Source organism: Polynucleobacter sp. JS-Fieb-80-E5 (genome assembly GCF_018882015.1).
Taxonomy (GTDB): domain Bacteria; phylum Pseudomonadota; class Gammaproteobacteria; order Burkholderiales; family Burkholderiaceae; genus Polynucleobacter.
Genome location: NZ_JACVPH010000002.1, coordinates 120,793 through 147,275, shown reverse-complemented (window position 1 = coordinate 147,275; position 26,483 = coordinate 120,793). Strand labels below are relative to the sequence as shown.

Genomic DNA, 26,483 nt, shown 5'->3' with positions numbered 1-26,483 from the left:
TTCGATGCAAGAGTTAAGTAGTAATCAGAAGGTCAAACAAAGCCCGAGTCTCAAAGCTCGGGCTTTGCGCCTTTTGTCGCAGCGAGAATACAGTCGCAAAGGATTAGCCGCAAAGTTGGCAGAATCAGAAGCAAGATGGGGCAAGTTAGGCGGCGAGCAGGCTGAGCAAACGCCTGAATCCAGAGATTCTCAGATTGAAGCCGTTTTAGATGACTTTGAGGCAAGAGGTTGGTTGTCTGATGAGCGTTTTGCCGAAGCCCTAGTCCGCCGCCGCAGTGAGCGCTACGGGATGAGAAAGATTGCTGATGAGCTCGATAGGGCTGGAGTGGACGCCAAAAAGTCCGCGGCACTCCTTGGAGTCTTAAAAGAGACTGAGTTTCAGCGCGCCTTTGATCTCTGGACCAGGAAATACGGTGTACGCGCTCAGGACCAAAAGGAGCGAGCTAGGCAGTATCGCTTCTTGGCATCGAAGGGTTTTGGCTCAGAAGTGGTGGCAAAAGTGATTGGCGGTCAAAGTCCAGATTAGGGCAATTACGGATCCGCAGAGGCTATTTGCGGCATTGCAGCATGCTAGACTAATGGAGTCGGTCAAGCCGTTCGCATTTATTCAAATTTGGCTAATTTAGCTATTTCTAGAGTAAGTATGAGATCAAGGCAACATCGGTTTAACTAATCCTCATCGCTTGCTAAAAAAGATACCGTTTCGGAGTAATTATGAAAATTCACGAGTACCAAGGCAAAGAACTTCTTCGCCAATTTAATGTGCCAGTTCCTAACGGCATTCCTGCATTCAGTGTTGATGAGGCAGTAAAAGCTGCTGAAAAACTGGGTGGCCCAGTATGGGTTGTGAAGGCTCAGATTCATGCTGGTGGTCGCGGTAAAGGCGGCGGCGTGAAATTGGCAAGAAGCATGGATGAAGTGAAAAAATATGCTTCTGAAATTTTGGGCATGCAGCTCAAGACACATCAAACTGGACCAGAAGGTCAAAAAGTAAATCGCCTTCTCATTGAAGACGGCGCTGACATTAAAAAAGAGTACTACTTCAGCATCGTTACAGACCGCGGAACACAAAAGAATGTGATCATGGCTTCTAGCGAAGGTGGTATGGATATTGAGGAAGTTGCTGAATCTCATCCAGAAAAAATTATCAAAGTATTTGTTGATCCAATGGTTGGCTTGACAGATGCTGATTGCGATATCGTTGCTAAAGGCATTGGTGTTCCCGAAGCGTCTATCCCAATGGCTCGAGATGTATTTAAGAACTTGTACAAGACTTACTGGGATACCGATGCTTCATTGGTTGAAATCAACCCATTGATTCTTGAAGGTAACGGCAAGATCAAGGCTTTGGACGCGAAGTTCAACTTTGATCCAAACGCGTTGTTCCGTCATCCAGAAATCGTGGCTTACCGCGATATCGATGAAGAAGATGCTGCTGAAATCGAAGCCTCTAAATTTGACTTGGCTTACATCTCATTGGACGGCAATATTGGTTGTTTGGTGAACGGTGCGGGCTTGGCGATGGCTACTATGGACACTATTAAGTTGTTCGGTGGCGAGCCAGCAAACTTCTTGGACGTTGGTGGTGGTGCGACAGCAGAAAAAGTAACTGAAGCATTCAAGATCATGTTGAAGAACAAGAGCGTTGAAGCAATTTTGGTAAACATCTTCGGCGGCATTATGCGTTGCGACGTGATTGCTGATGGTGTTGTTACTGCATGTAAGGCAGTCAACCTGACAGTACCTTTGGTTGTGCGCATGAAGGGTACAAACGAAGAGCTAGGCAAGAAGATTCTTGCAGACTCTGGTTTGCCAATTATTAGCGCCGATTCAATGGCTGAAGCTGCTACTAAGGTAGTTGCTGCTGTTGCCAAAAACAAATAATCCAGGAATTTCAATATGTCTATTTTGATCAATAAAAACACCAAAGTCATTACACAAGGTATTACTGGTAAGACCGGTCAGTTCCATACTGAAAAATGTCAGGAATACGCAAACGGTAAAAGCTGTTTTGTTGCTGGCGTGAATCCTAAAAAAGCGGGCGAGTCTATTTTTAATATTCCTATTTATGGGACTGTGAAAGAGGCTGCTCAGCAAACTGGTGCAACAACTTCCGTTATCTATGTTCCGCCTCCTGGTGCTGCTGCTGCGATTTGGGAAGCTGTTGAAGCTGACCTCGACTTTGTGATCTGTATTACCGAAGGCATTCCAGTGCGCGACATGCTTGAAGTGCGTAACAAAATGCATGCTAAAGAAGCTGCTGGCGGTAAGAAGACTTTATTGCTGGGCCCTAACTGCCCAGGCATCATTACTCCAGACGAACTCAAGATCGGCATCATGCCTGGCCATATTCATAAGAAAGGCCGCATTGGCGTTGTTAGCCGTTCCGGTACCTTGACTTATGAGGCGGTTGGTCAGTTGACAGCTATTGGCTTAGGTCAGTCCACAGCGGTTGGTATTGGTGGCGACCCAATCAATGGTCTGAAGCACATCGACATCATGAGAATGTTCAATGAAGATCCAGAAACTGATGCTGTGATCATGATTGGTGAAATCGGCGGTCCAGACGAAGCTGAGGCTGCTCGCTGGTGCAAAGACAATATGAAGAAGCCAGTAGTTGGCTTTATTGCCGGCGTAACAGCGCCTCCAGGCAAGCGTATGGGTCACGCAGGTGCCTTGATTTCTGGTGGTGCCGATACTGCAGATGCCAAGCTTGCTGTAATGGAAGAGTGTGGCTTCAAAGTAACGAAGAACCCTTCAGAAATGGCTGCTTTACTAAAGGCAATGTTGTAATTAGCAATAAGGAAAAGGGTGCTGATAAAACAGCATCCTTTTTTGTAGGATCAGTAGTTAAAACATAAAAATAACGTAGGGAGACGACTCATGGATTTTTCAGTATTTTCAGGTCCGGCATTTTGGGCTGCACTTTTATCAATCATTGTTGCCAACATCTTGTTATCTGGTGATAACGCAGTAGTGATTGCATTAGCATCACGCAATCTGCCAGCAAATCAACAAAAGAAAGCAATCTTTTGGGGTAGTGCAGCAGCCATTATTTTGCGCGTTATTTTGACAATCACTGCAGTACAACTCCTCAGCCTTCCTTATCTCAAAATCGTTGGCGCTATTTTGCTGGTCTACATTGGCGTGCAATTATTGACCGATAGTGATGATGAAGCTGAGATGGATGGCCACTCCAATATTTGGGGCGCGATACGCACAATCTTGGTAGCGGACTTGGTGATGAGTTTGGACAACGTTATTGCCGTAGCTGCTGCTGCTCAAAAGGGCCCCGAAGAAACTCGTTTAGCCCTTTTAATCATTGGTCTTGGCCTGTCAATTCCGTTGATCATCTTCGGTAGCACCATGCTTTTAAAGGTAATGGATCGCTTCCCAGTCATTATTACTTTGGGCGCGGGATTATTAGGTCTATTAGCTGGCGGTATGTTGGTGGAAGATCCGGCAATCAAGGATTCTATTCAAGGCGCGATGGAAGATGCTCATATGATTTTTGAGGGTATTGGAGTTGCCATTGTGATCTTGCTGGGTACCTATTTGAAGAAAAAGAACCGCGCAAAAGCATAAGCTTCTTGAGCCTTCTTCTGAATCAGAAAAGCCAGCGATAAAAGCTGGCTTTTTTTTACGACTGAGTTTCTTGAGGATTAAAGGTTTAGACTGGATGATGGGGCATTTGACCCCGGGAGCTAGAAAATATGCAGATTCAAGATATTCAAAAACTAGAAAACAAGGAAGAAGTTGGATTTACCTTGATTGAGGTGATGGTGGTTGTGGCCATCATTGGCATTTTGGTTGCGGTAGCCGTTCCTCAGTATCAAGACTACATTGCTCGAAGCAGGGTTGTAGAAGGTATGAATTTATCCTCAAGCGCTAAGCTCGCGGTGACAGAGGCTTTTGCAAGTCGCGGCACTGTTCGCATGGATGAAGCAACGAATGGAGCTTTTACTTTTACACCAACACGCAGCGTTAAGTTAATTGAGATCACACCCTCGGGTGCGATTGCGATTGACTATCAAGTCAGTGTTGCGCCTGAAGGTAAAAATACACTTCATTTAGTGCCAACTAACGAGCCTGATGCAAATTCGCCTAAGCCTATTGATTTGTCTAAGCCAGAGGGCGCAACTTGGGCGGGTGGTTGGTCATGTAGGTCTACTGAAACGAACTTAATTTCTCAGTTACTGCCTTCTGAGTGCAGAATAGGTAAATAATGACCTAATTAAAAAGCCGCTTCATGAGCGGCTTTTTATTGGATTGAACATTCTTAGAAATTTTTAGGGTGACTTCCACTTCCCACTCTTGCCACCACTCTTCTCGAGTAGCTTGACATCGCCCATCACCATGCCTCGGTCTACGGCTTTGCACATGTCATAAATTGTGAGTAGGGCAACTTGGACTGCAGTGAGCGCTTCCATCTCTACACCGGTTGGTCCTGTTGTTTCTGCTTTGACTTGGCAGGTAATGCTATTTTCACTTGGATTGGTTTGAAACTCTAGACTTACATGGGTCAGTGCCAGCGGATGGCACAAAGGAATGAGGTCTGATGTTCTCTTGGATGCCTGAATACCTGCAATTCTGGCGATTCCTAAAACATCCCCCTTTTTATGGGTGCCAGCCTCTACCATTTTGAAGGTTTCAGGAAGCATGGTGATCTTGCCGGTAGCAATGGCTATACGATGGGTATTGGGTTTATCGCCAACGTTTACCATGTGGGCTTGCCCGCTGGCATCAAAATGAGTTAGTTTGTTCATGGGATAAGTTTTACCATATAGAGATGCAATACATAAAGTCAGTTCCAAAAACCTCTTTTTTGTACCGTGCTTTGGCTGTTCAGCTGATGTTGGGGATGGCTTGCTCTGGGCTTCCTGCATATGCAGCTACCCCTGCTGGTGATGTATCAGTAGAAGGTAACTCAGCCGCTATTCAGAATATTGGTAGGGCAATGCAGTCACCCGATGCGCGTCCTGCTAATGCGCCTACACGCAGCTCCATGCAGAGTCAGCCCACTATTGTTTTGCCGGATATGGGTGATCCAGGTGGCGATGCCTTAAGTCGAGTGGACGAGCGTAGGTATGGCGAAATGATCATGCGCCAGATTCGTCCGGATCCTGACTATTCAAATGACTTGCCGCTCTACGATTTTTTAAATCAGATGGAACGCCGCTTATTACAAGCTGCCAGAAAACTACAACTCGGCGGTGCTAATGAGCAGGGCAGTGGCGCTTATAACTTTGAAGTATTTGCTGTTAAAGACAGCAGTATTAATGCGTTTGCATTGCCTGGTGGATTTATTGGCTTTCATACGGGTTTGATTGTGAGTGCTGAATCAGATTCTGAAGTCGCTTCCGTTATGGGTCATGAAACAGGTCACGTATTACAGCGCCATTTAGCGCGTCAGATGGACAAGCAAACAACCAATACCATGATTGCCATTGCTGGTATGGTGCTCGGTGCATTAGCGATGTCTCGCAACCCGCAGGCCGGAGCTGGTTTGATGCAAGGCGGGCAAGCAGTGGCGGTGAATAATCAACTTTCGTATTCAAGAGACGCCGAGCGCGAGGCTGATCGGGTTGGCTTTCAGATATTGGACGCCAGTGGATACGACGTCAATGGTGCGCCAGGATTTTTCCAGCGCTTGCAAAAAGCCACCGGCATTATGGATAAAGGGGTGCCTGCTTACGTGCGTACCCATCCTTTAACAACCGACCGTATTGCAGATATGCAAGATAGGGCGCGCACTGTTGCATCGCGTAATGTGCCTACCTCAGTTGAGTTCTATTTCATTAAGGCTCGTGCGCGCATGGAGCAGGCTGGAACATCCAGTGGAATGTATGACTTAAAAAATACCTTTGAGAGTTTGAGTAAACAGCAGCCGATTGGTAAACAGTTAGAAGGTTTTTATGGACTAGCCTTGATAGCACAGCGCCAAGGAAAAATAGACCAAGCAGAGGCTGATTTGCAGCAAGCCCGCAATCTAGCGCAGAAGGCAAGTGCGCCAGGGTCGCCTATTCAAAGACAGAGCCTATCGCTGGACATCACCGCCTCTGAACTTGCTCTAGCAAAAGGCAAGGGGGAGGAGGCTTTGCAAATCGCCCAGGCTACTTTGCGTGCTTACCCCCAGTCATACGCTGCTGGTGCTGCCATGATTAACGCGGACTTGAAACTGGGCCGCACCAACGATGCAATTACTTGGTTAAAAGCGCGTACAAGAGCACAGCCTAACGAAGTGGTGTGGTGGAACCTATTATCTAAATCTTATGATCAAGCCGGCAATATCCCTATGCGCCATTATGCGCTAGGGGAAAAATATGCCCTAGAGGGCGCTTGGCCTTCGGCAATTGAACAACTCCGTATTGCTAGATCAGCAGGTGGCGCCGATTTTTATCAAGGCTCGAGCATTGATGCCCGCTTACGAGAAATGCAGCGTCAATACCAAGATGAGCTCAAGGAGCAGGGTAAGCAGATGCCTGGCTAAGGCTGTGGCTGCGCTATATAGTTAAAGCGAGATGCTAGCTCTTCAGAGTGAATGGGATCTAGAAGTAGATGTTTGCCTTGCCAATTCCAGGAGCCGCCAAAGCTACAAGCTTCTTCACGCAACTTGGCTAGCTCAGAAAAATGATCAAGATCGTGATCGTGTAACAGGGCAACTGTTTGGCCATCTTTTTTAACAAATTGATTGCTGTCGTTTTTATTGCCGCCATAAATCGTTTGATTTACTATGCCAACAATATAAATATTGCCTTTCTCGTCGCTTAGAGCGGCAGTGGGCTCCATGATTTGATGGCATTGATTAGTTAGATGCGTTCCGGCGTCACCTGGAATAATTCGTACTATCCAAGGGGTCGCATCTAAGGTAATAAAAACGCGTTGCGGGCCATTCTGGAAAAAGTATCTACCGCTCTCATCGCAAGCATAGTTACGTTCAATGAAATCATTCAGGGCAGCATGTTGAATCACTTGGCCTGGGAGATTATTTTGTTGTGTGAACTCGTCACGCATACGCCATTGGCCGCGGCGATCTAAAGCAAGCCAGCCATAGCAATCAGGTACATTGGGCCACTTCATGAGTGACCGAAGCACTTGATCATCCATGATGTTTAGTGCAAGCCGTGCGGTGTAGAGGGCGCGTCGAAGGTTTCTTCGGTAGAGTGACTGGCATGCAAATGGGCAATCCGCCAGCCCTGACTATCCTGTAAAAGTACGAGTGTGATATTCAGAAAAAATTCTGCTTTAACTTGATCGGCTCTCAGATGAACTGCTTCAGTAGTGTCGTATACCGCAGCACCTAAAACGGAATGGCTAATACAGGCAATGGGCTCTAGGAATAAAGGTTGCTTGGCGAGCAGTCTCTCTAGGCCCTCACGAATTTCTGCATGACCTGTTAGGCGATGACCTTCTGGCAGAACGCAGGTAATGGAGTCATCATCTAACCAAATATCCAGAGCACCTTGAATATCACGATGACGTAAGGCATCTCGCCATGCTTCGACAACATCGTCCGCACTGTGAAAGAGTCTGGCAAGTTTGGTCATGGCTTACTATTCCTGAGTTATGGCTGCAAGGTATTCAGTGTAGCGAATACTTGTTCCGGCAAGATGTCGTTTAAGCACTTTAAGTGACCCAGTGGACATTCTCTTTTATGGCATGGACTGCAAGGCAGGTTGAGCCAAATTACCTTAGCTTTATCTGATAAAGGTGGGGTATGGGCTGGGTCGCTTGATCCAAAAATGGCAACTTGAGGGGTTCTGAGGGCTGCCGCAATGTGCATTAATCCAGAGTCATTGCTGATAACCGCTTTGCCCATGCCAATCAAGGCAATCGCTTCATCTAGCGAAGTATCTCCACACCAGTTATGAATATGATTATCTTGCTTTGCTTGTGATTGAATTTCTTGGGCAAGTGCGTGGTCGCCTTTGCTACCCAAAAGAATGATCTGACTATGCGGATTGCTGGCAATGAGTTTTTGCGCCAATTGTGCAAAGTGACTTGTGGGCCAACGTTTGGTTGGGCCGTACTCGGCGCCAGGGCACATCACGTAGATGTTGGCTGGATCAACTTTGGCATTGAGTAATTTGGTCTGTACCGATTGATTAGCGGTGGCGGATACATTTAACTTGGGTACGAGATTGCTTGCTGTTGATGCAGATTGCTCTTCATTAAGAAGTTGGCTTAATGCAAGATAGTGCTCCACCATGGGCGGGCGATTCACCTTGCTAGGGTTATCTAGTGATAAGTTGATTAAGCCAAAGCGTAATTCACCGCGATAGCCAACCCGAAAAGGAATATTGGCGAGCCAGGGAATGAGTGCTGACTTCAGGCTGTTAGGTAAAACAAAACAGGCTTGATATTTTTTTGTCGCCAGCTCTTTTGCTAGTTGTTTGCGTAAGCCCCACTGCAATTGTTTGTGTTCAAACTTAGCTTCGATGACTTCATGTACTTCAGAGCAAGCGCGATAAATTGGAGCAACCCAAGTGCTGGCGAGTACGTCAATGTTTGCTTCTGGATATTGCTCTTTGAGGGATGCCAATAATGGCTGAGTCATCACAGCATCCCCAATCCAGTTTGGGGCAATGATCAGAATACCGTGCATTTGATGTATCCCGACTCAGCACCTCAAGAAGAGGTGCTGATAAGGCTTAGTGACCGTGCGGCTCAGTGCCGGGAATGAGTTTGTACTCTGTGCCACAGTATGGACACTTGGCTTCACCGGTCTCAGTGATGTCTAGAAAAACGCGTGGATGTGAGTTCCATGCTGGAGTTTTATTGGTGGGGCAATGTAAAGGTAAATCTTTGCCATCCACCATAACCACTTGAGCTTGAGTCATGTGCTGTTTCCTAATTGCTGAAATTATTTAACGTAAGTGAGCCAAGATTTGTATTTAGGATCTCTGCCGTAGACAGCATCGAAATACGTCTTCTGAATTTTCTCAGTGATAGGGCCGCGCTTGCCATCGCCAATTGTGCGGTCATCTAATTCGCGAATAGGAGTTACTTCAGCAGCAGTGCCGGTGAAGAAGGCTTCGTCAGCAGAGTAAATCTCATCGCGAGTGATGCGCTTCTCACGCAGCTCAAGACCTAGGTCCTTCACAATTTCGATAATGGAGTCACGGGTGATGCCGTCTAAGCAAGAAGCAAGGTCAGGCGTGTAGACAATGCCATCGCTAACCATAAAGACGTTTTCACCAGAGCCTTCAGAAACATAACCTTCGGTATCCAACAACAGAGCTTCGTCATATCCATTGGCAGTCACTTCTTGGTTAGCCAAAATGGAGTTGATGTAGTAGCCCGATGCCTTGGCACGAACGAGTGAAGAATTGACGAAATGACGTGTAAATGAGGAGGTTTTAACCCGAATACCCTTATTTAGGCCATCTTCACCCAAATAAGCACCCCATTCCCAGGCGGCGATCGAGGTGTGGATGCTGTTGCCTTTGGGAGAGATTCCCAGTTTTTGGGAGCCGATAAAGATAATTGGGCGGATATAGCAGGCTTCGAGCTTATTGCTGTTAACCACATCAATAATGCCCTCAGTGATCTCTTCTGAGCTGTAAGGCATGTTCATTTGGAAGATCTTAGTGCCGTTAAAAAGGCGTTTTACGTGCTCTGGAAGGCGGAAAATCGCGGTTCCCTGGGGGGTTTTATAGGCTCGGATGCCTTCAAATACGCCCATTCCGTAGTGCAGGCTATGGGTTAGTACGTGAATATTGGCCTCGCGCCAAGGAATTAGCTTCCCATCAGTCCAAATAAAGCCATCGCGGTCGGACATCGACATTTTCTTTACCTTTTGTGTCTATTAAGTATCTGTAAAAGCGGTTTAAGCAGAGCACTAGGCTGGCAGTTTTTGCTCTTCCGGCCCAGAATGCATTTAAGTCCTTATTGTAGAGCAGGCAGGGCAGTCTGTCGGCTCCGATCCTCGGGGGTGGATGGGCCAAGAGCCTTTAGAATGGAACATTCCCCATAAACCACTTATTTACCAAAACTCATGCCGGAATCCTTATTTAAAGTTAAGCGTTTAAGTGAATTAGCCCAGTCAGGTCAATTAAAGGGTAAGCGGGTATTTATCCGTGCTGATTTGAATGTCCCTCAAGACGAGGTAGGCAACATAACGGAAGACACTCGTATTCGGGCATCGATGCCTGCTATACAGATGTGTTTGGATGCTGGGGCAGCAGTGATGGTGACTTCGCATTTAGGCCGCCCAACCGAAGGGGAATTTAAATCCGAAGATAGTTTGGCGCCTGTAGCCGATCGCATTGCTACTTTGCTGAATCGCAAAGTTCCATTAATTAGTGATTGGGTAAATGGCGGCTTTGAAGTCAATCCAGGCGAGGTAGTCCTACTGGAAAATTGTCGTCTCAATGTGGGTGAGAAAAAGAATAGCGAGGAGCTGGCTAAAAAAATTGCTACGTTGTGTGATGTGTATGTCAACGATGCATTTGGAACTGCACATCGCGCTGAAGCCACTACCTATGGTGTAGCGAAGTTCGCACCAGTAGCGTGTGCCGGTCCTTTGATGGCTGCTGAATTAGACGCGCTGAGTCGCGCACTAGCCAGTCCAAAACGTCCTTTGGTCGCCATTGTTGCTGGATCTAAAGTTTCATCCAAGCTTACTATTTTGAAGGCCTTGTCTGAGAAGGTGGATGAGCTCATCGTAGGTGGCGGCATTGCAAACACCTTCATGCTGGCCAAAGGTTTGCCTATTGGTAAATCTCTTGCTGAGCCTGATTTGGTTGATGAAGCTAGAGAGATCATGGAGATCATGGAAAAGCGTGGCGCTCATGTGCCGATTCCTGAAGACGTAGTGGTTGCCAATGAGTTGTCTCCATTAGCCCGCGCAAACCGCGTACCTGCGGATCAAGTTGCAGAAGACGACATGATTTTGGATATTGGTCCAAAGACTGCTGCACGTTTATCCATCATGCTCGCTCACGCTGGCACGATTGTTTGGAACGGTCCATTGGGCGTATTTGAAATTGATCAATTTGGTGGCGGCACCAAGATGTTGGCCGCAGCCATTGCGCACTCACCCGCATTCTCGATTGCTGGTGGCGGTGATACTTTGGCGGCTATTGCAAAGTACGGTATCGAGAATCAAGTGGATTACATCTCTACTGGCGGTGGCGCCTTCTTAGAATTCTTAGAAGGCAAAACTTTGCCAGCCTTTGCGGTACTTGCTGAAAGAGCGAAAGACTAAATATGTTAAGAGCAACCAAGATCATTGCAACTTTAGGACCTGCTTCTGAAAAGCCCGAAGTGTTACGTGACATGATTCGAGCCGGTGTAGATGTAGTGCGTATGAACTTCTCTCACGGTACCATTGCCGACCATAAGGCGCGCCATGATTTGGTGCGAACCATCTCCGCTGAGGTAGGCAAAGAGGTTGGCATCATGGCCGACTTACAAGGCCCTAAAATTCGTGTGGGTAAATTTACAGATAGCAAAATCCTTCTGAAAGAAGGCGACAAATTTACCTTGGATGTAGCCTGTGAGCTCGGTGACCAAACTAAAGTAGGCCTTGATTACAAAGAGTTGCCAGGTGATGTAAAGCCAGGCGACCGTCTTTTATTAAATGATGGTTTAGTGGTTCTGACAGTTGATAGTGTTAGGGGCGGAGAGATATTTACGATTGTTGAGCAAGGCGGACCACTCTCCAATAACAAAGGCATTAATCGTGCTGGCGGTGGCTTAACTGCTCCTGCGCTGACTGAAAAAGATATTGCTGACTTAGATGCCGCAATCTCAATGGGCGTGGATTTCTTGGCGATCAGCTTTCCTAAAGATGGTGCTGATATGGCCTATGCCCGTCAGTTGGCTGATGCCGCTAGTGCCAAGTATGGTGTTGGCAAGGTCAGAACCATTGCAAAGGTAGAGCGCGCAGAAGCGATTGAGCCTGAAGCCCTCAAAAGCATTATTGCTGAGAGTGACGGCATCATGGTTGCTCGCGGTGATCTCGCCATTGAGGTGGGTAATGCAGCAGTGCCTGCATTACAAAAGCGCATGATTGCGTGGGCGCGTGAAGCAGATAAATTTACGATTACTGCTACACAAATGATGGAGTCGATGATTAATGCTCCAGTGCCAACACGTGCTGAGGTCAGCGACGTTGCTAATGCAGTATTGGATGGTACTGATGCAGTGATGTTATCTGCTGAGTCTGCTGCAGGCATGTATCCAGTACAAACTATTAAAGCGATGGCAGAGATCTGCGTTGAAGCAGAAAAGTCAGATCGCGTGAAACTCGACACCGACTTCTTAGATCAAACTTTTACTCGCATCGATCAAACGATTGCCCTGGGAGCCTTGTTTACTGCCCATCATTTAAATGCCGATGCTATCGCAGCTTTAACGGACTCTGGCTCAACAGCCATTTGGATGAGTCGTCATAATATTCACGTCCCGATTTTTGCATTGACCTCCAAGATCGCTACGCAGCGGGCATTAAGCACCTATCGTAATGTCACCCCAATCGGCTTGGACTATACAAAAGATCGTGATACGGCACTGCAAGAGGTTGAGGCATGCTTGAAAAAAGTAGGCGCTGTCAAAACAGGCAATACCGTTGTACTTACCTCTGGCGAACCGATGGGTGAGCCCGGTGGCACCAATACGCTCAAAATTATTCATGTGAAGTAGTTCACATTGAAAAAGATTCAAAACAGATTTATTTTTAACCTCCTTACTATTTATTAAGAGAACACCATGGCTTTAGTATCTTTAAGACAACTCTTGGATCATGCTGCTGAAAACGGTTACGGCCTGCCAGCATTTAACGTGAACAACTTAGAGCAAGTAACGGCGATTATGGAAGCGGCAAATGAGGCTGATTCCCCAGTCATCATGCAAGCTTCAGCGGGCGCACGTAAATATGCTGGTGAAGCATTCTTGCGCCATCTGATTTCTGCGGCGGTTGAGGCTTATCCACATATTCCGGTAGTGATGCACCAAGACCACGGTCAAAGCCCAGCAGTGTGTATGGCTGCAATTAAGAGTGGCTTTACCAGTGTGATGATGGATGGCTCCTTAGAGGCCGATGGCAAAAGTGTTGCTAGCTACGAGTACAACGTAGACGTATCCAAAGAAGTGGTGAAGTTCTCTCACTCTATTGGGGTTACGGTTGAGGCTGAATTAGGTGTATTGGGCTCACTAGAGACCATGCAAGGTGATAAAGAAGATGGTCATGGTGCTGATGGCAAAATGACTCGTGAGCAATTGTTGACTGACGTTGAGCAGGCTGCTGATTTTGTAAAGGCTACTCAGTGCGATGCCTTAGCAATTGCGATCGGTACTAGCCATGGTGCATACAAGTTCACCAAAAAGCCAACGGGCGATATTTTGGCAATCGATCGCATTAAAGAAATTCATGCGCGCATACCTAATACGCATTTGGTAATGCATGGTTCTTCTAGTGTTCCACAAGAGTTGCTTGCTGAGATCCGTGAATTTGGCGGTGATATGAAAGAGACGTACGGTGTTCCGGTTGAAGAGATTCAAGAAGGCATTAAGAATGGCGTTCGTAAGATCAATATCGATACGGATATCCGCTTGGCAATGACTGGTGCAATTCGTCGTTACTTTATTGAAAATCCAAGCAAGTTTGACCCGCGTGATTATTTGAAGCCAGCCCGTGAAGCCGCTAAGAAGGTCTGTATTGCGCGCTTCCAGGCTTTTGGTTCTGCTGGTCAAGCCTCCAAAATTAAACCGATTTCTTTAGAGAAGATGGCTGAGCTATATAAGAGCGGCAAATTAACTCAAATTGTGAAGTGATTTAAATATGCCCGCTTTATACGCTACCTCTATTAAGTCATTGCCTTTGTTGTCCAAGGGTAAAGTGCGCGATGTTTATGCATTGGATGACGACAAGTTGCTGATGATTACTACGGACCGTCTTTCTGCGTTTGATGTGGTGATGGGTGAGCCTATTCCTGAGAAGGGTGTAGTTCTCAATCAAATGGCCAATTTTTGGTTCGATAAATTGGCTGCAGTGATTCCTAATCATTTGACTGGCATTGATCCAGCTACTGTAGTGGCAGCGGATGAGATTAGCCAAGTCAAAGGTCGTGCGGTAGTTGCTAAACGCTTAAAGCCCATTTTGGTTGAAGCGGTAGTTCGTGGATATTTAGCTGGCAGCGGTTGGAAGGACTACAAAGAAACTGGCAAGGTTTGCGGTATTGCTTTGCCGGAAGGTTTGGAGAATGCCCAGAAATTACCTGAACCTATTTTTACTCCTGCTGCTAAAGCAGAATTTGGTCAGCATGATGAAAACATCTCATTTGAAAAAGTCATTGAACTCATTGGTGAAAAGTTAGCCAATCAAATCCGTGAAGTGAGTATTCGTTTATACAAAGAGGCTTCTGAATACGCAGCTACTCGCGGAATCATCATTGCTGATACCAAGTTTGAGTTTGGCTTAGATGCCAATGACCAACTGGTGTTGATGGATGAGATCCTGACAGCCGACTCTTCTCGTTTTTGGCCTGCAGAGACCTACTATGTAGGCTCTAACCCACCTTCTTATGACAAACAGTTTGTGCGTGATTGGCTTGAAACCGCTATGGTGGATGGTAAGTTATGGCCTAAAACAGCCCCTGCACCGCAATTGCCAGCAGATGTGATTGAAAAGACTGCCCAAAAGTATCGTGAAGCGCTTACCCGCCTTACTGAGACTTCTTGAGTCAGGGATAATAGAGCCCTTAATGGTTATAAGGCATTTGGAGAGGTAAATGAGCAAGAAGCCAATCGTCGGAATAGTGATGGGATCCAATTCAGATTGGGACACCATGCAGCACGCCGCTCAAATGCTTGAGCAATTCGGTATTGCTCATGAGGCAAAAGTACTCTCCGCACACCGCATGCCAGACGATATGTTTCAGTATGCAGAAAAAGCTCAAGCCAATGGCTTGCAGGCGATCATTGCTGGAGCGGGTGGTGCAGCTCATTTGCCAGGCATGCTCGCATCAAAAACGATTGTTCCTGTTTATGGAGTGCCTGTTGCTAGTAAATATTTGCGCGGTGAAGATTCTCTCTTCTCTATTGTGCAGATGCCTAAAGGCATTCCGGTTGCTACCTTTGCGATTGGTGAAGCCGGTGCAGCGAATGCTGCCTTGCATGTGATTGCAGGTTTGGCTTTGCATGATGCTGAATTAGCTAAGCGCTTAGAAGATTTCCGTGCCAAGCAGTCTGATACCGCACGTTCAATGAATTTGCCGGGATATTAATTACATGGCAGATCGTATGGAACCCATCTTGCCGGGTTCGTATTTAGGAATTTTGGGTGGCGGTCAATTAGGGCGGATGTTTACTCAGGCCGCTCAAGCAATGGGCTACAAGGTTTGCGTACTCGACCCTGGCTCAGATAGCCCTGCAGGCTCCATTGCCGAAAAATTTATTCAAGCGCAATACACTGACAGCGCTGCTTTAAAAGAGATGGCTGCATTGTGTTCATCAGTGAGTACTGAATTTGAAAATGTTCCCGCTCAAGCTTTAGATGAGTTGGAGTCTTTAGGTGTGTTTGTGGCGCCGCGCAGTAGCTGCGTTTCTATTGCCCAAAATCGTATTGCTGAGAAAAATTTCTTAGCCACCTGGAAGTCAGAAACCAATATTGGCCCGGCTCCTAACTTTGTGATTGAGCATGAGGGTAATATTGCCCATACTCCAAAGAAACTTTTCCCTGGAATCTTAAAAACGGCACGCATGGGCTATGACGGTAAAGGTCAGGCGACTGTTAATAGCTTAGAAGAATTGACTATTGCATGGAATGAGTTCGGGCGCGTACCTTGCGTTTTAGAAAAGCGCATGGAATTAGATTTTGAAGTATCGGCTTTGGTAGTGCGTGGTTATGACGATGCTGTAGTGGCTTATCCAGTAGCCCAAAACATCCATCGCGATGGTATTTTGCATACCTCGACTGTGCCAGCGCCCTCATTGAAGCGTGCCCAAGAAAAGAAAATTATTGATGCAGCAAAAGCGCTTATTCGGAAGATCGATTACGTTGGTGTTCTTTGTGTGGAGTTTTTTGTGCTGAAGAACGGCGACATCGTTGCCAATGAAATCGCACCACGCCCACATAACTCAGGCCACTACACTATGGATGCTTGTGTGAGCAGCCAGTTTGAGCAGCAGGTGAGAGCCATGGCTAGACTGCCGTTGGGTGATACCCGTCAGTTAGCGCCAGTATCCATGCTGAATTTATTGGGCGATCTTTGGTTTGAGGGTAGTGAAGACCAACCAAAAGAGCCTGCTTGGAATAAAGTGCTCGCTCACCCCGATGCAAAGTTGCATCTATATGGCAAGTCTGCGCCACGCATTGGTAGAAAAATGGGCCACATTAACTGCTTAGGTGAAGCCCTCAATGAGGCACGCCAAAATTGCGCAGCTGTAGCCAATGAATTAGGGATCGAGCCCTAGAAATGTCCGCAGACAGTACCCACTTGCAATTTTCTGCAGTGATTAATGAGGCAGTACAAAGCTTGCGTGACGGTGGATTGGTTGCCTTTCCTACTGAGACTGTTTATGGCTTGGGCGCAGATGCCAAGAATCCCGAGGCGATTAAGAAAATCTTTACCGCTAAGGGTCGCCCATCAAATCACCCTTTAATTGTTCACTTAGCTGCGCCAGATAAGTTCGATCAAACTCAAATCGATTGGGTTGCACTATTAGCACCATGGGTAAGAGATTTATCCGAGGAAGCTTTAAAGCTCATCAACGCCTTTTGGCCAGGGCCATTAACTTTAGTCTTCAAGAAAGATAAAAGTGTTTTAAATGAACTGACTGGCGGCCAAGATACGGTAGCGATTCGGGCTCCTTTTCATCCTGTTGCACAGGAGTTATTACGTAAATTTAAGGGCGGAGTTGTAGCGCCATCAGCCAATCGCTTTGGTAAGGTATCGCCGACGAGTGCTGCAGATGTCCGTAATGAATTCGAAGGCATGCTGGATTTGATGGTCTTGGATGGTGGCGATTGCGAAGTCGGTATTGAGTCAACCATCATTGATTTGTCATCTGGCGATAAGGCTGTACTGCTCAGACCTGGTGCAATCACTCCAAGTGAAATCTTTGCTAAGACAGGAGTGAAGGTTTATCAGCCTGGAGAAGTCAAAAGCACTGAGGCAGGTAATGAAGCAGTGGCAGATCTACCAAGGGTATCTGGAAGTCTTAAAGCCCATTACGCACCAACTACGCCTTTGCGCCTATATGCCGCCGGTCGTGTCTTGGATGCCTTGACTGAATATCCAGATATTAAATCGCGCGTTGCTGTAGCGGTGTGGGATTCAGACTCCTCCTTAAGCGAAGATGGGCATCCTTCGGCCCACTTTGAAGAGGTTGAAGTACCAAGTGATAGCGGTGCTTTTGCGAGTCGGCTATATCGCTCCTTACGTGATTTAGATCAGCAAGGCTGGGATTTGATTTTGTTTCCTGAGCCGCCAGCAGGCGAGGAGTGGGATGGCGTTAGAGACCGTCTTCAGCGTGCGTGCTTTGGTTCTGGCCCATCTTCAAGCAGCCACGATAGCAACTGATCGTGCGCTTCTAGGCCTTTCCAAGCATTGGGATGGTTGATGAATGAAGTCACTGCATACATCTTTCCGGATTTACTCATTACATAGCCTGAGATCGCTCGCACATCGGCAAGAGAACCAGTTTTAATTCTGGCTTCGGGTTTTTTCTTCAAATGTAAAAACTTGCGCAGTTGAACCATCAGGCGATTGCGCATCGTGCCATCTGTGCCAGCAATTGGTAGGCTGTTATAAAAAATATCACCCACCGGTAAATTGCGAGCAGTGAGCAAGAGCTGATTCATTTGACTGGCAGAGATTGCTTCGTTGCGAGATAGCCCGGAGCCATTCTCAATCACCAGCCCCTGAAAATCTAGACCATTTTGTTTGAGCCAGCTCTGAATGACTAACACACCATTGGCAGTTGTTGCTGGCTTACCCATTTTATCTAGAGCCATAGTCAAAAGAACTTGGCGAGCCATGACGTTATTGGAGTATTTGTTGATATCTACAACATCATCGGCAAGTTTGCTGCCTTCAAATTGCAATAGGAGTCGAGCGGCTAAAGGAACTGAGCCATCTTTGCCGATGGGAGCTTGTGCCCAGCTACCACCAGCTAATTCCCATGCAGCAGCAAATCCTTGCGTTAGAAAGGTATTGGCATCAAGTGCAACGACATTAAAGTTCACCCCCTTGCAGGAGCTTGGGAATGCGCCAGAGAACTGGGCAGTCAAAGGCTGATCGGTATTAGTGATACCTTCGGGATCTAAATTAAAGCGGATATTGCTTTTCCAGTTATCGCATGAGCGATCGACCAACTGCATTTGGTTAGATACCTTTAGCTGGGAGAGGGGAGGGGTGTAACTAATGTCAATAAAGTCTGCGGTGCGTGACTTGCCTAATTGAAACGACAAAGTTCTAAATGCATAGAGCAAAGGATCTGGCGGAACGTTGTATGCGCGTAGAGCTTCACCATCAATGGTGTTGTGCTCCATGACACTAGCTGCATAAGCACTGCGATCAAAGAATAGATTGCCATCAATCTTCTGGATACCCAAACCTTGAAGGTCTTTCATCATTTTCGCAAGCTCTTCAGGAACAAGCTTGGGATCACCAGTTCCCTGCAAATATAAATTACCCTTCAGAACTCCCTGACGAATCACTCCATCTGTATAGACATTAGTGCGCCAACGATACTGTGGACCCAAAATATCTAAACCAGAAAGTGTTGTTAGCAACTTCATCGTTGAGGCGGGGTTCATTGGATCGCCACCACGCCAATCTAAAACTTTCTTGGCTACATTCTTTCCAGGGCGACCAGGTTCGATCTCTACAACTGAAATACTTACCGTATCAAGAGGAATTTGATTGCGTTCGAGGCTACTCGCTACGGGTGGAGGAATTGCTGGGGATGTACTTTCGCCGGCAAAGGCCAAAGAGCTGGCCGTCCAAAGGAGGATTGCAATAAAAGCGGATAGGCGAAGAGGAGAAAAACGCATCTCCCATAGGATAAACCCACCGCATCAAAGATTAAAGCTTTGCATATTGAGATTGATACCTACTAATCATTTGATTTTGCTCTTCAAGTAACTGGATAAAGGCTTGAATTTGAAGATCTAGAGACTCTGCTTGCTCTAAAGCTTCGCAAGCCTTAATAAACTTTGCGGCACTCAGAAGCTGCGCCCCTCCTTTGACTTTATGAACCATGCTTCTAAAGGCGTCTTCATCTATGGCTTCATTTCTTAGGGTGAGTAGGGTCTCATCATGCACCTTTTTAATTTCTTCCAAGATCACCAGAATGAACTCTGGGCTGTTTCTGAGGAGATTTCCGAAGGCGTCAAATGAATATTCCTCCTGATAGTTTGATTGTGTCGTTGTTTTTGTGGAGTCTTCAACTTGGAAATAGCGAGAAAGCTCATTCTCTAAAGTCATGAGACTTAAAGGTTTGATCAGGACACCATTCATACCAGCCTCCAAGAATTGATGGCGTGAATCTAGTGCATAGATATCTGCAGTAATGCCGATGATGATGAGGTCTTGATTGCCTGTATTACGTATATGCTTAGCAAGCTCTGAACCCTGCATGCCTGGAATGGATTGATCGGTTAGCAGAAGATCAAAATGCCGTTGACTGATGAGATCCAGGGCTGTGGTTGCGTTATCACACACTGATACTTCAATGCCTAGTGCCTGAAGTTGAAGCGAGATAATTTGGCGACTTGCAGCATGATCTTCAACAACTAACGCTTGTAATGGGCACTCATTATTTTGAGCATGCTTGGAGACTAGCTTTCTGGATATATTGCTATGTTCAGGTCTTGAGGCTCTAGTTGCAGCAATGCTGGTACGTGGGAATGCAACGCAAAAATGAATATTGCTACCAAAGCCAGGTGCGCTCTCAAAGTAAAGTTGGCTGTTCATGGAGGTAATTAAGTGGTTGGTAATGGTAAGGCCAAGACCAGTGCCATTCGCCTGTTCGGTATTGCCTGGTATTTGCTCAAAGGCTTGGAGCGCTATGGCAATCTCTTCTGTACCCATGCCAACACCGGTATCAATGACTCTGAATTCAATCAGTTGTCCCGCATGATCATCTGCCAGCACACTAATAGAGAAATAGATTTCACCATGATCAGTGAACTTAATGGCATTACTAATCAGATTCTGCAGTATTTGGCGTAGACGCAATGAATCCAACAACAAGACTTCTGCAATGCGTGGATCTTTGGAGGTATGTAGCTTGAGACTCTGCCTATGGGCAACGGTCGAGAATGCCGAATCGATGTCATCAATCAAAGCATTGAGATTACAAGGCTCAATATTGAGTGTGAGCTTACCTGCCTCTATCTTTGAAAGATCCAAAACCTGGTTTAGGATTCCTAGAAGAGATTCTGCTGATGAGTGTGCGCTCTTGAGTAAAGTTTTTTCATTTGCAGGTAAGGGGCTGCTGAGTAATAACTCCTGCACTCCTAAAATCGCATTCATTGGCGTGCGGATCTCATGACTCATGGTGGCTAGGAAGGCAGACTTTGCAGCGTTTGCATTTTCTGCCTGCTCCTTCGATGAAATAAGATGTTTTTCTGCCTGTTTTTGAAGTGTTTGCCTCTGATGCATACGCCAAAGCAAGGTAGAGCCTATTAGCAGGATTGCTAAAGTGGAAAGCCAAGGCAAATGGTTGGGCGGGGATGAGCGCTCTCTTTCAAAAGTAGATACGTTGAGATTGAAAAGATCTCGTGATGCGATTGGATCTAGATTATTAAGAAACTGTTCAAGTACTCCATGCAAAGCTTCATCTTGATTCGAGATAAGCCAGCGATATTCAAAAGGCTCTCTGCTGTAAAGTCCGTCAACTTGTAGCTTATCTGCGTTAAATTTCTGAATGAGTTGTTGCGCAAGGCGAAGCGGTAAGACAAGTGCCTCAATATCGTTTTTGAGAAGGTCGAATAATAATTTTTCCGCATGGCCGGATACGCTGGCTTGGGGATGATTGGGTATTGGCGGGTTTTCAAAGCCACGGTCGAAGTAGGCGATATTAATTGGCTCAATCGGTGCATCGTTTTTTGATCGTTTAGTCAGAATAGCGTCATGCCCCCAAAAGATTGCTTCTGATAAAGAACCAAATTTCAGATACTCGTCATCCAGGGTGGGCGGATCAATGATGAAATCTACCTCTCCATTGGCTAGTTGCTCAAGTCCTTCCCGATCATTCTTTCGCCACTTCGGTAAAAACTCTTGTTGGGTAAATTCGCTGAGCTTTTTTAGAAAGCTATGAAAAACTCCAGGCTCACCCTTTTCATTCACGTCTAAGTAAGGTGCGTATTTTTCATGAATACTAAAACGTACTACGGGATGGGCATCGATCCATCGTTGCTCTGATGAATTCAGTAAGTTCGCATAGGTATTGCTTAATATCCCATTTAATAGGATAAAAAGGGCAATACGGGTGATGGACCGACGCATGCTGAATTAGCTTTCGATAATATTGTTCATACGACAGAACAAAATCAAGTCTGCAATATTGTTAATGCCCAGCTTGTCAAAGACTCTGGTCTTATAAGTGGCTACTGTCTTATTGCTGATATGTAGCATTTCGGAGATTTGCTGATTGGAGTTACCTTTGCCCAGATATTTCATAACCTGTAACTCACGATCAGAAATTAGCGCAAGCTTATCGTTGTCACTTAATGAGCTATTGCCATTTTTGCCATGAGTGAAAAAGTTATAGCCTTGGGATATGGCAACGCAGGCGGCTAGGATGACATCTGCACCTGCAGTTTTGTTTACAAAACCATGTCCACCTAATGAGCGCACTCTCCCGCCATAAACAGCCTCGTCCATACTAGAAAGAACCAGCATTCGAACCTCGGGATACATTAATCCGATACGGCGTATGACATCAAAGCCATCCGTCTTGGGCATATCGAGATCCAAGATCACCATATTGGGGTTCACCTCTTTCATGGACCTAAGGCACTCCTCTCCATTCTGAGCTTGCCCTGCGATCTCAAATAGCAACTGGTCCTGCAACATACTTTTAAGAGCCATCAGCATTGCCGGATGGTCATCTACCAACATCACGCGTTTTCTCATTACTTGTCTCCGTTTTGGTTTGGGTGTTGATGAGGGTGCAGCGAAAAAATGGCTTTAGCGATACGGCTATCGTTAATCTGCAGCATTTGATGGCGACTTACAGGCGACATCATGAGACCACCATAGGAATGGTCGGCAAACAAAGTGGAGGCATTTTCTAAATCTTTTACCAATCCAATATTGCTGGCATAAATTTGTGTAGGTGAGTAGGGTGATTGCCTGAGTTGAGAAAGGGCGTCGCTTGCCATCTCGCGCTCACGTAATTGACTCATATCAATATGAACACCTTCCAATTGCATCTCAGTGATCCACTGCAACTCTTCAACGCTTCCGGTGAATGTGAGGAAATGTAGTAATACACCAAGCCGTCGTAAACGCAGTAACCCTTCTTTACAAGCATCGGCGATGTCAGGCTCAGGAATTGTTTGAATGCCAATACTTACCAAGCCCACTGGTAGGCGTGAGTTCAGAATCAGTTCACTCATGGCATCCACGTAGCCGCTTGAGGCTATGGCATGTGTTGGTATTGGCAAAACTCCAGGAATAAAGCGACCACTGCGATACCAATAGGCAATCGTGTCTAGGCCCTCCATAAAAAGGCGTAGCAATTGCATATCAGAGGCAGTCAGTAATGGTCTAAATAAAGATCCTGTCAGTTTGGTTCCCTTACAGTTAAAAATGGGTTCATGACTAATCGCTTGTCGTTTGGACCAGGATTGGTGTTCTTCAAGGACTTGGCTACTCAGGCCAAGCCAGGGGTCGCCACAGGCGTCTCGTACTTCTTGGAAGGGTTTGTTCTTCCATGCCTTTACAAGCGTGTACAGCCGGGATTTCGGGCTCATCAGCATTCTCCAATCGGTGACTATCCAGTCTAGGCAGGACGGATTGGAGCGGTAAGGGCTTTAGGCTGATTTATCTGTAGGAATTGACCTACCAGCCTGTCCCTATTATAAAAATAGGCTAAATCCTTAAAGAATTTATGGTGATCCGCCCTTGAAATCCAGGGAATCAGACCTATATAATCAGCACTCCCTACATGCGAGTGCTAAAGAGGCGATTTATATCTAAATAACCCTTGGCTTCCGTGTGAAGAGATTATAAAGCATTGATTTATATAGTTTATTTAAATAGTTAACACTTACTAACATAGGAGAAGAGATGAATTTGCGTCCCTTACATGATCGCGTAATCATCAAGCGTTTAGATCAAGAATCAAAAACTGCTTCCGGAATCATCATTCCTGACGCTGCTGCAGAAAAACCTGATCAAGGTGAAATATTAGCGGTAGGCCCAGGCAAACGTGATGACAGCGGCAAATTAAACGCACCTGACGTCAAAGTAGGCGATCGCGTGTTGTTTGGTAAATATGCAGGTCAAACAGTAAAAGTTGACAGCGAAGAACTCATCGTGATGCGTGAAGACGACATCATGGCTGTTGTACAGAAGTAATTTCGGTATTTAAGAGAGGAATTTAATCATGGCAGCAAAAGACGTTGTATTTGGAGATAACGCCCGAACCAAGATGGTCGAAGGTGTCAATATTCTTGCTAATGCAGTGAAAACAACTTTGGGACCAAAAGGTCGCAACGTGGTGATTGAGCGTTCATTCGGTGGACCAACAATTACTAAAGACGGTGTGTCCGTAGCAAAAGAAATCGAACTCAAAGACAAGCTCCAGAACATGGGTGCGCAGATGGTTAAGGAAGTTGCTTCCAAAACTGCTGACATCGCTGGTGACGGTACAACTACCGCTACTGTATTGGCTCAGTCTATCGTTCGCGAAGGTATGAAGTATGTTGTTTCAGGCCATAACCCAATGGACTTGAAGCGTGGTATTGATAAGGCTGTTGCAGCCGCTATCCAAGAGCTCGCAAAAATCAGCAAGCCTTGTACTACTACTAAAGAAATCGCTCAAGTAGGCTCTATCTCTGCAAACAGCGACCACAGCATTGGTCAGCGCATTGCAGAAGCAATGGAAAAAGTAGGCAAAGAAGGCGTTATCACTGTTGAAGATGGCAAGTCATTAGAAGACGAGCTTGAAGTAGTTGAAGGTATGCAGTTTGACCGCGGTTACCTCTCTCCATACTTCATCAATCAACCAGAAAAACAAGTTGCCGTATTGGAAAGCCCATACGTTCTCTTGTTTGACAAGAAGATTGCCAACATACGTGATTTGCTCCCAGTACTTGAGCAAGTAGCGAAGTCTGGTCGTCCATTGTTGATCATTGCAGAAGATGTTGAAGGCGAAGCCTTGGCAACTTTAGTTGTGAACAACATCCGCGGCATCATCAAGACTTGTGCTGTTAAAGCCCCTGGTTTCGGTGACCGTCGTAAAGCTATGTTGGAAGACATCGCGATTTTGACTGGCGGCACAGTAATTGCTGAAGAAATCGGCCTCACACTCGAGAAAACAACTCTTGAGCACTTAGGTCAAGCAAAGCGTATCGAAGTAGGCAAAGAGAACACCATCATCATCGATGGCGCTGGCGATGCTAAAGCGATTGAAGCTCGTGTGAAGAATATTCGTGTTCAGATCGAAGAAGCAACTAGCGACTACGACAAAGAGAAATTGCAAGAGCGCGTAGCCAAATTGGCTGGCGGTGTTGCGGTGATTCGTGTTGGTGCTGCTACTGAAGTCGAAATGAAAGAGAAGAAGGCTCGTGTTGACGACGCATTGCACGCAACCCGTGCAGCTGTTGAAGAGGGCATTGTTCCTGGTGGTGGCGTAGCATTGATTCGTGCAATGCAAGGTATCAAGGGATTGAAGGGCGATAACGCCGATCAAGACGCTGGTATCAGCATCGTATTGCGAGCTATGCAAGAGCCATTGCGTACGATCGTTAGTAACGCTGGTGAAGATGCTGGTGTGGTTGTTAATGCAGTACAAGCAAGTACTGGCAATAACGGCTACAACGCAGCTACTGGTGAATACGGCGACCTCGTTGCACAAGGTGTTATCGACCCAACTAAGGTGACAAAGACTGCATTAGTAAATGCCGCTTCTGTTGCTGGCTTGTTATTGACAACCGATTGCGCAATCTCCGAAGCACCAAAAGATGAATCTGCTGGTGGTATGCCTGATATGGGCGGTATGGGTGGTATGGGTGGAATGGGCGGCATGATGTAATAGCCTCACCTCTCCAGCTAGTTTGCTGTAGAAACAAAAACGCCTGGTTCAAAAGACCAGGCGTTTTTTATTGGACTCTCTTCTCGAATTAATCGGGCTGTATACCGCCATCCTTAATTACTTTTTTCATCTTTACCAATCCCTGTGCAATCATTTCTTTTAAATGGTCTGGGCCAAGAGGGACAAATTCAAAGCCTTGCTGAATCAGTTGTTCACGCAGTTTTGGATCTCTTAGCGCAGTTGCTAAAGACTCATTTAGTTTTTCAATAATTGCTGGTGAAGTGCCTTTAGGTGCTAGTAGAGCGCCCCAGGTTGAGAACTCATAACCTTTCACACTCTCACTAATTGTTGGAGTATTGGGTAGCAACGGAGATCGTGTTTTGCTCGCCACCCCCAATGCCTTAAGCTTCCCAGCGCGAATATGGGGCAGTACAACTGATAAAGCGCTGATCATCACTGGCACTTGGCCAGCCATGACATCAGTGACTGCAGCAGCAGCTCCACGATAAGGAATATGAACAATTGGGGCACCGGTGTATTGGCGGAAGATTTCCATGCCAATATGCTGTGGCGAACCATTGCCCCCAGATGCGTAGTCAATCTTACCAGGCCTTTCTTTAGCAATGCGCACTAGGTCCGCTGCGGTATTCCCGGGAAATGATGGGTTAGCAACCAGCACAAAAGTAATCGCAGCTACTTCAGATATTGGAGAAAAACTTTGAATAGGATCGTAATCAATCTTTTTATATAGATTGGGTACCATCGTTAGGATGCTGTCATTAAATGCACCTAAGACATATCCATCAGCAGGACTTTGTGCAACCTTAGCTGCGCCAATTAATCCCGCGCCCCCGGGAATATTTTCTATTGTGATTGCTTGACCCAGGCTTTCACCCATTTTTTGCGCAACTGGGCGCATCAAGATGTCAACGCCACTTCCTGCTTGAAGCGGCATGATGGTTTGAATAGTTCGGTTGGGATAGTTGCTTTGTGAACTGGCTGATCCTACCCAAAAAATTGGGCAGATTGAAATGAGAAAAGCAACAAAAGCTGGTTTGAATTGCATATTGTCTCGACTTATTAAGTGATGAAGCATTCTATCGATGCCTCTATGTCGTATCTTAGCGAAAAAACTACCCGAAGGTACTTTTCTAAAGTAGCTAGCTCTTAAGTCTTACTTAACAACCCTCTTGGTATAACTGAAGGACTAAGGATTAATCTGCTACTGGTGGCTGTAGAAATAAGAGCACCTGTTTCAAAAGACC

The 26,483-nt window shown here is 46.2% G+C and carries 26 protein-coding genes; 15 read left to right on the top strand and 11 right to left on the bottom strand.

The window, feature by feature from the left end; all coding sequences use genetic code 11:
• The first annotated feature begins 4 nt into the window (after positions 1-4).
• The 5 genes from recX (at position 5) to ICN44_RS03655 (ending at position 4,226) form a co-directional block, all read left to right on the top strand.
• Positions 5-526 (top strand): recombination regulator RecX, encoded by a 522-nt coding sequence (gene recX / locus ICN44_RS03675; RefSeq protein ID WP_072582758.1) that lies wholly within the window; start codon positions 5-7, stop codon positions 524-526.
• A 188-nt stretch (positions 527-714) separates the two neighbouring features.
• Positions 715-1,884: an ADP-forming succinate--CoA ligase subunit beta gene (gene sucC, locus ICN44_RS03670; protein ID WP_011903667.1), complete on the top strand. Its 1,170-nt coding sequence runs from the start codon at positions 715-717 to the stop codon at positions 1,882-1,884.
• 15 nt (positions 1,885-1,899) lie between these two features.
• Complete coding sequence (sucD, locus tag ICN44_RS03665; RefSeq protein ID WP_216262760.1) at positions 1,900-2,793, top strand: succinate--CoA ligase subunit alpha; 894 nt, start codon at positions 1,900-1,902, stop codon at positions 2,791-2,793.
• A gap of 90 nt (positions 2,794-2,883) precedes the next feature.
• Entirely contained in the window at positions 2,884-3,585 is a 702-nt protein-coding gene (locus ICN44_RS03660) for a TerC family protein (protein ID WP_216262759.1), read from the top strand.
• A 128-nt stretch (positions 3,586-3,713) separates the two neighbouring features.
• The gene (locus tag ICN44_RS03655; RefSeq protein ID WP_216262758.1) at positions 3,714-4,226 is read left to right on the top strand and encodes a pilin; all 513 of its coding nucleotides are present in this window, start codon (positions 3,714-3,716) and stop codon (positions 4,224-4,226) included.
• Positions 4,227-4,289: 63 nt separating this feature from the next.
• On the opposite strand, the gene moaC is transcribed toward ICN44_RS03655, so the two are convergent.
• Complete coding sequence (gene moaC, locus ICN44_RS03650; protein ID WP_216262757.1) at positions 4,290-4,766, bottom strand: cyclic pyranopterin monophosphate synthase MoaC; 477 nt, start codon at positions 4,764-4,766, stop codon at positions 4,290-4,292.
• Positions 4,767-4,789: 23 nt separating this feature from the next.
• Here moaC and ICN44_RS03645 point away from each other — a divergent pair, with 23 nt between their 5' ends.
• Positions 4,790-6,490 carry a M48 family metalloprotease gene (locus ICN44_RS03645; RefSeq protein ID WP_216262756.1) on the top strand — a complete coding sequence of 567 codons (1,701 nt, stop codon included), beginning with the start codon at positions 4,790-4,792 and terminating at the stop codon, positions 6,488-6,490.
• Here ICN44_RS03645 and ICN44_RS03640 read toward each other — a convergent pair.
• From ICN44_RS03640 to ICN44_RS03620, 5 genes are read right to left on the bottom strand one after another with little or no spacing between them, the layout of a single operon-like run.
• Positions 6,487-7,107 (bottom strand): DUF2946 family protein, encoded by a 621-nt coding sequence (locus ICN44_RS03640; RefSeq protein ID WP_216262755.1) that lies wholly within the window; start codon positions 7,105-7,107, stop codon positions 6,487-6,489. The two genes, ICN44_RS03645 and ICN44_RS03640, sit on opposite strands and share 4 nt — an antisense overlap.
• A 5-nt stretch (positions 7,108-7,112) precedes the next feature.
• Positions 7,113-7,547: a nuclear transport factor 2 family protein gene (locus ICN44_RS03635; RefSeq protein ID WP_216262754.1), complete on the bottom strand. Its 435-nt coding sequence runs from the start codon at positions 7,545-7,547 to the stop codon at positions 7,113-7,115.
• A 17-nt stretch (positions 7,548-7,564) separates the two neighbouring features.
• Positions 7,565-8,605 (bottom strand): lipopolysaccharide heptosyltransferase II, encoded by a 1,041-nt coding sequence (gene waaF, locus ICN44_RS03630; protein ID WP_216262753.1) that lies wholly within the window; start codon positions 8,603-8,605, stop codon positions 7,565-7,567.
• Between the two features lie 46 nt (positions 8,606-8,651).
• Positions 8,652-8,840: a zinc-finger domain-containing protein gene (locus tag ICN44_RS03625; protein WP_072582777.1), complete on the bottom strand. Its 189-nt coding sequence runs from the start codon at positions 8,838-8,840 to the stop codon at positions 8,652-8,654.
• A gap of 23 nt (positions 8,841-8,863) precedes the next feature.
• Positions 8,864-9,787, bottom strand: coding sequence for a branched-chain amino acid transaminase (locus tag ICN44_RS03620; RefSeq protein ID WP_216262752.1), 924 nt, complete (start codon positions 9,785-9,787; stop codon positions 8,864-8,866).
• Positions 9,788-9,997: 210 nt separating this feature from the next.
• Here ICN44_RS03620 and ICN44_RS03615 point away from each other — a divergent pair, with 210 nt between their 5' ends.
• The 7 genes from ICN44_RS03615 to ICN44_RS03585 all read left to right on the top strand — a co-directional run bounded on the left by ICN44_RS03615 (position 9,998) and on the right by ICN44_RS03585 (position 17,528).
• On the top strand, positions 9,998-11,209 hold the full coding sequence (locus ICN44_RS03615; RefSeq protein ID WP_216262751.1) for a phosphoglycerate kinase: 1,212 nt from the start codon (positions 9,998-10,000) through the stop codon (positions 11,207-11,209).
• A gap of 2 nt (positions 11,210-11,211) precedes the next feature.
• The gene (gene pyk / locus ICN44_RS03610) at positions 11,212-12,648 is read left to right on the top strand and encodes a pyruvate kinase (RefSeq protein WP_216262750.1); all 1,437 of its coding nucleotides are present in this window, start codon (positions 11,212-11,214) and stop codon (positions 12,646-12,648) included.
• Positions 12,649-12,714: 66 nt separating this feature from the next.
• Complete coding sequence (fba, locus tag ICN44_RS03605) at positions 12,715-13,779, top strand: class II fructose-bisphosphate aldolase (RefSeq protein WP_072582781.1); 1,065 nt, start codon at positions 12,715-12,717, stop codon at positions 13,777-13,779.
• A gap of 7 nt (positions 13,780-13,786) precedes the next feature.
• The gene (locus ICN44_RS03600) at positions 13,787-14,686 is read left to right on the top strand and encodes a phosphoribosylaminoimidazolesuccinocarboxamide synthase (RefSeq protein WP_216262749.1); all 900 of its coding nucleotides are present in this window, start codon (positions 13,787-13,789) and stop codon (positions 14,684-14,686) included.
• Between the two features lie 49 nt (positions 14,687-14,735).
• A complete protein-coding gene (purE, locus tag ICN44_RS03595; RefSeq protein WP_216262748.1) occupies positions 14,736-15,230 on the top strand; it encodes a 5-(carboxyamino)imidazole ribonucleotide mutase in 495 nt (164 codons plus the stop codon).
• Between the two features lie 4 nt (positions 15,231-15,234).
• Positions 15,235-16,419 (top strand): 5-(carboxyamino)imidazole ribonucleotide synthase, encoded by a 1,185-nt coding sequence (locus ICN44_RS03590; protein WP_216262747.1) that lies wholly within the window; start codon positions 15,235-15,237, stop codon positions 16,417-16,419.
• A 2-nt stretch (positions 16,420-16,421) separates the two neighbouring features.
• Complete coding sequence (locus tag ICN44_RS03585) at positions 16,422-17,528, top strand: L-threonylcarbamoyladenylate synthase (protein WP_216262746.1); 1,107 nt, start codon at positions 16,422-16,424, stop codon at positions 17,526-17,528.
• On the opposite strand, the gene dacB is transcribed toward ICN44_RS03585, so the two are convergent.
• From dacB to ICN44_RS03565, 4 genes are read right to left on the bottom strand one after another with little or no spacing between them, the layout of a single operon-like run.
• Entirely contained in the window at positions 17,474-19,003 is a 1,530-nt protein-coding gene (gene dacB, locus ICN44_RS03580; RefSeq protein ID WP_216262745.1) for a D-alanyl-D-alanine carboxypeptidase/D-alanyl-D-alanine-endopeptidase, read from the bottom strand. The genes ICN44_RS03585 and dacB overlap by 55 nt on opposite strands.
• 31 nt (positions 19,004-19,034) lie before the next feature.
• Positions 19,035-21,461 carry a response regulator gene (locus tag ICN44_RS03575; protein WP_216262744.1) on the bottom strand — a complete coding sequence of 809 codons (2,427 nt, stop codon included), beginning with the start codon at positions 21,459-21,461 and terminating at the stop codon, positions 19,035-19,037.
• Positions 21,462-21,467: 6 nt separating this feature from the next.
• Positions 21,468-22,091 (bottom strand): response regulator transcription factor, encoded by a 624-nt coding sequence (locus ICN44_RS03570; protein WP_072582788.1) that lies wholly within the window; start codon positions 22,089-22,091, stop codon positions 21,468-21,470.
• On the bottom strand, positions 22,091-22,933 hold the full coding sequence (locus ICN44_RS03565) for a diguanylate phosphodiesterase (protein ID WP_216262743.1): 843 nt from the start codon (positions 22,931-22,933) through the stop codon (positions 22,091-22,093). Before ICN44_RS03565 ends, ICN44_RS03570 begins: the two co-directional genes overlap by 1 nt.
• Before the next feature lie 316 nt (positions 22,934-23,249).
• On the opposite strand from ICN44_RS03565, the gene ICN44_RS03560 reads away from it, so the two are divergent.
• Both ICN44_RS03560 and groL read left to right on the top strand, forming a co-directional pair.
• Complete coding sequence (locus ICN44_RS03560) at positions 23,250-23,540, top strand: co-chaperone GroES (protein ID WP_216262742.1); 291 nt, start codon at positions 23,250-23,252, stop codon at positions 23,538-23,540.
• Between the two features lie 28 nt (positions 23,541-23,568).
• The gene (gene groL / locus ICN44_RS03555; protein ID WP_215320974.1) at positions 23,569-25,218 is read left to right on the top strand and encodes a chaperonin GroEL; all 1,650 of its coding nucleotides are present in this window, start codon (positions 23,569-23,571) and stop codon (positions 25,216-25,218) included.
• 88 nt (positions 25,219-25,306) lie between these two features.
• On the opposite strand, the gene ICN44_RS03550 is transcribed toward groL, so the two are convergent.
• Positions 25,307-26,284 carry a tripartite tricarboxylate transporter substrate binding protein gene (locus ICN44_RS03550; RefSeq protein ID WP_216262741.1) on the bottom strand — a complete coding sequence of 326 codons (978 nt, stop codon included), beginning with the start codon at positions 26,282-26,284 and terminating at the stop codon, positions 25,307-25,309.
• Positions 26,285-26,483: the final 199 nt, after the last annotated feature.